The following is a 1329-nucleotide window of genomic DNA, read 5'->3' on the forward strand; positions in this document are numbered from 1 at the left end:
GAGTCTGGACCGTGTCTCAGTTCCAATGTGGCCGATCACCCTCTCAGGTCGGCTACGCATCGTTGCCTTGGTGGGCCGTTACCTCACCAACTAGCTAATGCGCCGCGGGTCCATCTCAAAGTGGAATTCTCTAAAAGAAAATTCCTTTGATGTTTCAATCATGCGATCAAAACATATTATGCGGTATTAATCTCCCTTTCGGGAGGCTATTCCCCTCTTTGAGGCAGGTTACCCACGTGTTACTCACCCGTCCGCCGCTAATCCACCCCGAAGGGTTTCATCGCTCGACTTGCATGTGTTAGGCACGCCGCCAGCGTTCGTCCTGAGCCAGGATCAAACTCTCAATTTAAAAGTTTACACTTTTTATTTGAAATGAATAATCTGCGCCAACTGTTAAGTTGTTACGCAAGCTCATTACATACTTTTTAGTCTTACGACTAAAATTACTTTTTTATCTAAAGTAATTAACTGGTCTAACGAAATATTATTTCGCTATTTTACCTATTTCTCTGTTTAATTTTCAAAGACCAATTTGTCTTTATCGTTAATTATTCGTAACGACAAGGAATATCTTATCATAAGAATATAGTTTTGTATTTAAACTAATGTTTATATAATGACATTAGTATTCATTTACTCTATATTACTCGAAAATACTAAGAATTAACTATACTGACACGCCTGAATAAGTGTACATATGTTTCTTGTTAGCTTTCCTTTATAAAAGCAATTATTATTAAATTTTACTTCATACAATACATGTTAATGCTTTATCTTATTCTTTAATTATTTAGAATTTATATGCAAAGTCTTAATAATTTTAATGTTATTTAAAATAAAACACTTTTAAATAAAAAAATTAACATAAATAATTATGCCAACCCTTCTTTAATATATGTGAGTAAATATAAAACCTAACTTTACAGTTTTGCTTTTGTAAGTATATTTATATTAAAAGTATATTTTATTATAATTTATACAAAATGTATCCACATTATCCCCACATATTCGCATGATTTATGTTAATAAAAAAATGTATTACTACAACTTACATAGCATATAGTTTTTAAACTACAATACATAACGAAAATAAAAAGACAGTTCTAATAGAACTGTCTTTTGGTGGACCTTCAGGGACTCGAACCCCGGACCGACCGGTTATGAGCCGGTAGCTCTAACCAGCTGAGCTAAAGATCCATTTTTTACCTGGCGACGACCTACTCTCCCACAAAGTTACCCCTGCAGTACCATTGGCGCATTGAAGCTTAACCGACCTGTTCGGTATGGGAAGGGGTGTTACCTTCATGCCATAATCACCAGATTGAGAAA

Annotated in this window: 1 tRNA gene and 2 rRNA genes; all 3 read right to left on the reverse strand. The window is 34.7% G+C overall.

The features are described from left to right. Nucleotides 1-349, reverse strand: a 16S ribosomal RNA gene (locus Ctaglu_RS24695); the annotation flags it as partial. A gap of 771 nt (nt 350-1120) precedes the next feature. Further along, nucleotides 1121-1197 (reverse strand) — tRNA-Ile (locus Ctaglu_RS24700). A gap of 7 nt (nt 1198-1204) precedes the next feature. Continuing rightward, a 5S ribosomal RNA gene (gene rrf, locus Ctaglu_RS24705) occupies nt 1205-1321 on the reverse strand. Between the last annotated feature and the right edge of the window lie 8 nt (nt 1322-1329).

Source organism: Clostridium tagluense (assembly GCF_003865095.1).
Lineage (GTDB): Bacteria > Bacillota > Clostridia > Clostridiales > Clostridiaceae > Clostridium_AD > Clostridium_AD tagluense.